Consider the following 6460-nt stretch of genomic DNA (forward strand, 5'->3'; position numbering starts at 1 on the left):
CTGTTCCACCGACCCGGTCACCGGCTTCTTCCGCGACGGCTGCTGCAACACCGGCCCGATGGACCGCGGCGTCCACACCGTCTGCGCCCTGATGACGGCCGAGTTTCTGGCCCTGTCGAAATACCTCGGCAACGACCTCAGCACCCCCCGCCCCGAATACGGCTTCGCAGGCCTAAAGCCCGGCGACCAGTGGTGCCTCTGTGCCAGCCGCTTCCTGCAGGCACATGAGGAAGGGGCCGCACCGAAGGTCCGGCTGGCCGCGACGCATCAGGCGACGCTGGCCATCGTGCCACTGGACGTCCTGCGCGAAAGCGCAGTCGACGTGGAATAGTCCTGACTGCCGGCGGCGCTTGACCGAGGGCCAACCCGCTGTCGGGGCTCAGGCAGCGTTTCCGGTCTGGTTCGCAGCTGCCCGGACCGCCCCATCATCCCGCATCAGATCGTCGATGAACAGCGACAGAAGCTGCGGCCGCCCCGTCACGCCCGCCTTGCGGTAGATCGCGTTGGTCTGAGCCTTGACCGTCCCTTCGCTCGTCGAGCGGAGGACGGCAATCTCGGCGGTCGACATCCCCTTGATCGCGAACAGCGCCACATCCTTCTCTGACGGCGTCAGGCCCCACTCGGCAAACCGCTCCTGCAAGAGGTCCATGAAGGCCCCCGAGGCGCGCCGCAGCCGTTCCTCAGCCTGGTTACGCTCACGCAGCGCCCGCCAGAGCATTGTGCCGCCAAGAACGACCCCCAGGATCAGCCCGACGGCCGCCCCGATCTCCATCAGCTCACGGGTTTCCCAGCTGACCGGTTGGGTCTCGATGCCCAGGACCGAAGTGACGATGTCGGACACGAAAAAGACGGCGCAGAACGCCTGGATCAGGAAGATCGCGATGAATGGGGCAGCGCGCCTCACCCCAACGCCTGACCCGGAAGGCCGGGCCCGGCCGCGTCAGCCATCATCGTCATCATCACCGCCGCCACTGCCGCTTCCACCGCCGCCTTCACCGCCACCGCTGCCGCTGTTGCCGCCGCTGCCACTGCCGCCGCCCTCGTCATCGTCGTCGTCATCGTCGTCGTCATCATCGTCATCATCATCGTCATCATCCTCATCGTCGTCATCGTCCTTGCCGCCGCCTCCGCCGCTGCCAGAGTTATCGTCGATGATGTCGATGTTGCCCTTGCCGCCCGAAACCGGCGTCCAGAGGTCGCGCAGGATTTCACCGCTCTTCGGGTTGATGATGATCTCGCGCATGCCATCGCGCCGCTTTCCGACAATTCGGATACGACCAAGAAGTGTGCGTTCGGTTGTGATCGAGCGGAACCCCAGCTTCTTCAGCTGCGAGATAATGGCGTCGACGACGTCCTGGGCAAAAGCCGGTGCAGCCAGGAACAGGCCTACCAGCAGTCCAGACAAAACCTCGCGCCGTTTCATTTCCCGTACCGCCCCTGATTGAACGAACTATGCGACATGCCAGAGGCCCCGGCAAGACCGGGGCCTCCGTGCTTGGTCAGCGCACGATCTCAGCCCTCGCCGCTGTTGTCGCCGTCGCCGCCACCATGGCCTTCGTCATCATCGTCATCGTCGTCATCATCGTCATCGTCGTCGTCATCGTCATCGTCATCATCGTCATCGTCATCGTCATCGTCATCATCTTCATCGTCATCGTCGTCATCGTCATCTTCATCGGCGTCATCATCGTCATCGCCGTCTTCAAAGTCCTTGCCGACGGTCTTGACCTCTTTGCCGGTGCGGCCGACATCATCACCGTCCGCCTGCTCTTGTTCCTGCTTGATGATCTCGCCCGTGGCGTTGTCGTAGACGACCTCGACCTTGGTGTTGCCATTGATGGCCTCGACCTTGGTCTGCGTCGGGCCAACCTTGACCTCGACGAAGTCGTAGCCCTTGGCCAGGTAGTCGTCCGCCAGCGAGTTGCCGTCGATTGCGGCGAATGCCGCGCCTGCCGAAAGCGCGATCGCGGCGGTGTAGCACAGAAGCTTGGTTCTCAGTTTCATCGATCGATCTCCTCGATTAGGGGTCCGGCTCGTCCAGGGCATCGCCGCTGTCGAGAGCACGAGAGAGATCAGATCGTGCGTATAAGGTTTGTGCTATGAACCCAGGGTTTAGGCCCGGTCGCCTATGCCTTCAGTTTGCGCGAATAAACCCAGGTTTATGCCGAACCCTTGGTCAGGGGGCTGGACCAGCCACATTTGAGATCGGCCAGAGTGCCTGAAAGCCCGAATCGCTGCGCACAAGACAAAGCCCGCGGCTTTCGCCACGGGCTACTGGTCGTCTTTTCCGGCAAGCCTCAGACCTTCATCTGCACGCCCAGGTGCTTGGCGACGGTGAAGATGTCCTTGTCGCCGCGCCCGCACATGTTCATGACGATGATCTGGTCCTTGGGCAGCTTCGGCGCGATCTTCGTCACATGCGCCAGCGCGTGGGACGGCTCGAGCGCCGGGATGATCCCTTCCAGCTTGCAGCTCAGCTGGAAGGCCTCCAGCGCCTCGGCATCGGTGATCGAGACATATTCCGCCCGACCCACGTCATGGAGCCACGCATGCTCCGGCCCGATGCCAGGATAGTCGAGACCCGCGCTGATCGAGAAGCCTTCCAGGATCTGCCCGTCGCCGTCCTGCAGAAGATAGGTGCGGTTCCCGTGGAGAACGCCCGGACGCCCGCCGGTCAGCGAGGCGCAATGCTCCATCCGGTCGTCCACGCCCTTGCCGCCCGCTTCGACCCCGATGATCCGCACCGACGGGTCGTCGAGGAACGGGTAGAAGAGGCCCATGGCGTTCGACCCCCCGCCAATGGCCGCGACCACGACGTCGGGCAGACGGCCCTCGCCCTCCTGCTCGGCCAGCTGCCAGCGCACTTCCTTGCCGATGATCGACTGGAAATCGCGCACCATTGCCGGATAGGGATGCGGCCCCGCGACCGTGCCAATGCAGTAGAACGTGTCGCGCACGTTGGTAACCCAGTCGCGCAGCGCATCGTTCATCGCATCCTTCAGCGTGCCCCGCCCCGAAGTGACCGGAATCACCTCGGCCCCCAGAAGCTTCATCCGGAAGACGTTCGGCGCCTGGCGTTCCACATCATGCGCACCCATGTAGACCACGCACTGCAGCCCGAACTTGGCGCAGACCGTCGCCGTCGCCACGCCGTGCTGGCCCGCGCCGGTTTCGGCGATGATCCGGGTCTTGCCCATGCGGCGGGCCAGGATGATCTGGCCCAGCACATTGTTGATCTTGTGCGCGCCGGTATGGTTCAGCTCGTCGCGTTTCATGTAGACCTTGGCGCCGCCGAGGTGGTCCGTCAGCCGGGGCGCAAAGTAGAGGGGAGACGGCCGCCCGACATAGTGCTTCCACAGATCGTCCATCTCGGCCCAGAAGCTTGGGTCGGTCTTGGCATGCTCGTAGCGCGCTTCCAGCTCCAGGATCAGCGGCATCAGCGTCTCGCTGACGAAGCGCCCGCCGAAAAGCCCGAACCGGCCCTGCTCGTCCGGCCCCGTCATGAAGCTGTTCAACCCGTCCTCAGCCATCGCGCACCCCCGCTTGTTCAGCAGGGATGTAGCGCCAATGCCCATGCGGGGAAAGGGGTGCTCAACCAGCCAGCCTTTCACATTTGCCCAAATATCCCCGCCGGAGGCCGCCCGAGGAGGCACGCTCTTCGCGTGCTGACGAGACAAAAGACTTGCGGCGCAAGCCGCTCAATCTGAAAACCGCCCGAGGCCCCGCGCTACCGCAGGATCGGCACGCCCGCCTTCACGCCCTGCGCCGCCTCGACGAAAGCCGCGATCTTGTCCGCATCCTTCACCCCCGGAGCGCTTTCCACACCCGAGGCGACATCGACCTGCCGCGCGCCCGTCAGCCGGATCGCCTCGGCCACGTTCGCTGGCGTCAGACCGCCGGCCAGCATCCAGGGCTTCAGCCACTTGCGCCCGACCAGAAGCCGCCAGTCGAACGTAAGCCCGTTGCCACCGGGGAGGACCGCGCCTCTCGGAGCCTTGGCGTCGACCATGATCTGATCGGCCACCAGCGAATAGTCGAGCAGCGTCGCCAGGTCCGCCTCTTCGGCCACCCCGATCACCTTCATCACCGGAAGCCCGTAGCGTGCCTTGACCTCGGCTACCCTTGCAGGGCTTTCGTGGCCATGAAGCTGCAGCATGTCCAAAGGCACCGCCCCGACAATCGCATCCAGCGTCGCGTCATCCGCATCGACGACCAGCGCCACCTTGCACAGCCCCTCAGGCGCGGCCAGTGCCAGCGCGCGCGCCGCGTCGGGCGTCACATAGCGCGGCGACTTCGGGAAGAAGTTCAGCCCGGCATAGGCCGCCCCTGCCGCCGCAACGGCCCGAATATCGGCAATCGTCTTCAGCCCGCAGATCTTGACCCTGACGTCCTGCATCAGCGCTTTTCCAAAAGCGCCAGGACATCGTCCTTGGGGACCGAGACCGTATCCTTCAGCACCGCCAGCTCCCGCTCCAGCCGCGCCACCTCGCGCGCTTTCACGCTGGCGGTCGAGCGGTGCTTCATCTCGCGGAACCATTCCCAGACAAAGCCGATCAGCACCCCCGCCACGATGCCCCCGAAGATGACCACGAACAGGGGCAGGCTCATCTCCCAAGTCAGCCCGGTCAGCGCCGCGAGGTCTTCCGGCAACAGCCGCACCGAGACCGGCGCCCGGTTTGCCAGCGCCACGACCAGCAGCGTCAGGCCGACAAGACCCAGGAACAGAAGTCGAAGATATCGGATCATCCGGAGCGGCCCCTCTGGTTCCGCCCCAATATCGGCTCGCCGCCGTCCAAGCGCAAGCGCGCGCCTACGTCAGGCTGCCTACTTGCCGTTCAGCCGGTCGCGCAGAAGCTTGCCGGTCTTGAAGAACGGCACCTTCTTGTCATCGACCTTCACCGCCTCGCCGGTCCGCGGATTGCGCCCCACCCGCGCATCCCGTGCCTTGACCGAGAACGCGCCGAAGCCCCGAAGCTCAACCCGGTCGCCCTTGGCCAGCGCGTCGATGATTTCCTCGAAGACCGTGTTCACGATCCGCTCGACATGCCTCTGCGTCAAATGCGGGTTCTCATCCGCGATCTTCTGGATCAGTTCCGACCGGATCATCCAAATCCCCCCTGTGGTTCGGCCCCCGGCAGGTAGCCGCCACGCTATTGTTCTCGCACGACTATAGCTGCAGGATTTGCTTCATGACAAACAAAAACGGGGACTTGGCACAAAGGAAAAGGCCCCGCTTGTGGCGGGGCCTTCCAGTTCAATCGCTGGTAACGACGCGCCAGCCTTAGCTGCGATCCTTCAGGGCCGCGCCCAGGATGTCGCCAAGCGAGGCGCCCGAATCGGACGAGCCATACTGCTCGACCGCTTCCTTCTCTTCCGCGATCTCGCGCGCCTTGATCGACAGACCCAGCTTGCGGGTCTTCGGATCGATGTTGGTCACGCGCACGTCGACGTGGTCACCCACCTGGAAGCGCTCCGGCCGCTGGTCGGCGCGGTCACGCGACAGGTCCGAACGGCGGATGAAGGACTTCTGGCTGTTGTACTCAACCTCGATCCCGCCTTCCTCGATCGCGGTGACGGTGACGGTGATGATCCCGCCCCGCTTCACGCCGTCAACCGCATCGGTGAAGGTGTCGTCGCCCAGTGCCTTGACCGAGAGCGAGATACGCTCTTTCTCGACATCCACTTCGGTGACGGCGGCCTTGACCGTGTCGCCCTTGCGGTAGTTCTGGATCGCGTCTTCGCCGCGCTGGTCCCACGACAGGTCGGAAAGGTGCACCATTCCGTCGATGTCGTTGTCGAGGCCGACGAACAGACCGAACTCGGTGATGTTCTTGACTTCGCCTTCGATGGTCGAGCCCACGGGATGCGTTTCCGCAAAGACTTCCCACGGGTTGCGCTGGGTCTGCTTCAGGCCAAGCGAAACGCGACGCTTGGCGCTGTCGATTTCCAGCACCATGACGTCAACCTCTTGCGAGGTCGAAACGATCTTGCCGGGGTGCACGTTCTTCTTGGTCCAGCTCATCTCGCTGACATGGACCAGACCTTCGACACCGGCTTCCAGCTCCACGAAGGCGCCGTAGTCGGTGATGTTGGTGACGCGGCCCTTGTGCACGGTGCCAAGCGCATAAAGCTTTTCGACTGCATCCCACGGATCGGACTGCAGCTGCTTCATGCCCAGGGAAATCCGGTGGGTTTCCTTGTTGATCTTGATCACCTGAACCTTGACGGTCTCGCCGATGTTCAGAATCTCCGACGGGTGGTTCACCCGACGCCACGCCATGTCGGTGACGTGCAGAAGACCGTCCACACCGCCCAGATCAACGAACGCACCATATTCGGTGATGTTCTTGACCACGCCGTCGACGGTCTGACCCTCGGTCAGGTTGCCGATGACTTCGGCGCGCTGTTCGGCGCGGCTTTCTTCCAGGATCGCGCGGCGCGAGACAACGATGTTGCCGCG

At 63.8% G+C, this 6460-nt stretch carries 9 protein-coding genes; 1 reads left to right on the top strand and 8 read right to left on the bottom strand.

The window, feature by feature from the left end; translation table 11 throughout:
* A partial coding sequence (locus ACRCSW_RS17505) for a DUF2237 family protein (protein WP_438706930.1) occupies nucleotides 1–331 on the top strand: 331 nt, incomplete at its 5' end.
* 48 nt (nucleotides 332–379) lie between these two features.
* On the opposite strand, the gene ACRCSW_RS17510 is transcribed toward ACRCSW_RS17505, so the two are convergent.
* The 8 genes from ACRCSW_RS17510 to ACRCSW_RS17545 all read right to left on the bottom strand — a co-directional run.
* Nucleotides 380–904 carry a helix-turn-helix transcriptional regulator gene (locus ACRCSW_RS17510; protein WP_438706931.1) on the bottom strand — a complete coding sequence of 175 codons (525 nt, stop codon included), beginning with the start codon at nucleotides 902–904 and terminating at the stop codon, nucleotides 380–382.
* Nucleotides 905–940: 36 nt separating this feature from the next.
* Entirely contained in the window at nucleotides 941–1423 is a 483-nt protein-coding gene (locus ACRCSW_RS17515) for a hypothetical protein (RefSeq protein ID WP_438706932.1), read from the bottom strand.
* Nucleotides 1424–1512: 89 nt separating this feature from the next.
* Nucleotides 1513–2004: a PepSY domain-containing protein gene (locus ACRCSW_RS17520; protein WP_438706933.1), complete on the bottom strand. Its 492-nt coding sequence runs from the start codon at nucleotides 2002–2004 to the stop codon at nucleotides 1513–1515.
* Nucleotides 2005–2297: 293 nt separating this feature from the next.
* Nucleotides 2298–3530, bottom strand: coding sequence for a tryptophan synthase subunit beta (gene trpB / locus ACRCSW_RS17525; protein WP_438706934.1), 1233 nt, complete (start codon nucleotides 3528–3530; stop codon nucleotides 2298–2300).
* 197 nt (nucleotides 3531–3727) lie between these two features.
* Complete coding sequence (locus ACRCSW_RS17530; protein WP_438706935.1) at nucleotides 3728–4396, bottom strand: phosphoribosylanthranilate isomerase; 669 nt, start codon at nucleotides 4394–4396, stop codon at nucleotides 3728–3730.
* Complete coding sequence (locus tag ACRCSW_RS17535) at nucleotides 4396–4746, bottom strand: LapA family protein (RefSeq protein ID WP_438706936.1); 351 nt, start codon at nucleotides 4744–4746, stop codon at nucleotides 4396–4398. The genes ACRCSW_RS17530 and ACRCSW_RS17535 overlap by 1 nt, the downstream gene beginning before the upstream one ends.
* A gap of 78 nt (nucleotides 4747–4824) precedes the next feature.
* Nucleotides 4825–5106, bottom strand: coding sequence for an integration host factor subunit beta (ihfB, locus tag ACRCSW_RS17540; RefSeq protein WP_309663308.1), 282 nt, complete (start codon nucleotides 5104–5106; stop codon nucleotides 4825–4827).
* Nucleotides 5107–5281: 175 nt separating this feature from the next.
* On the bottom strand, nucleotides 5282–6460 hold a 1179-nt coding region (locus tag ACRCSW_RS17545), incomplete at its 5' end, for a 30S ribosomal protein S1 (RefSeq protein WP_438706937.1).

The organism is Tabrizicola sp. (assembly GCF_051645465.1).
Taxonomy (GTDB): domain Bacteria; phylum Pseudomonadota; class Alphaproteobacteria; order Rhodobacterales; family Rhodobacteraceae; genus Tabrizicola.

Bases quoted from the DNA above. Each gene is read 5' to 3' on its own strand.
- ACRCSW_RS17515 (WP_438706932.1), bottom strand. From the start codon at position 1,423: ATGAAACGGCGCGAGGTTTTGTCTGGACTGCTGGTAGGCCTGTTCCTG.
- ACRCSW_RS17520 (WP_438706933.1), bottom strand. From the start codon at position 2,004: ATGAAACTGAGAACCAAGCTTCTGTGCTACACCGCCGCGATCGCGCTT.
- trpB (WP_438706934.1), bottom strand. From the start codon at position 3,530: ATGGCTGAGGACGGGTTGAACAGCTTCATGACGGGGCCGGACGAGCAG.
- ACRCSW_RS17530 (WP_438706935.1), bottom strand. From the start codon at position 4,396: ATGCAGGACGTCAGGGTCAAGATCTGCGGGCTGAAGACGATTGCCGAT.
- ACRCSW_RS17535 (WP_438706936.1), bottom strand. From the start codon at position 4,746: ATGATCCGATATCTTCGACTTCTGTTCCTGGGTCTTGTCGGCCTGACG.
- ihfB (WP_309663308.1), bottom strand. From the start codon at position 5,106: ATGATCCGGTCGGAACTGATCCAGAAGATCGCGGATGAGAACCCGCAT.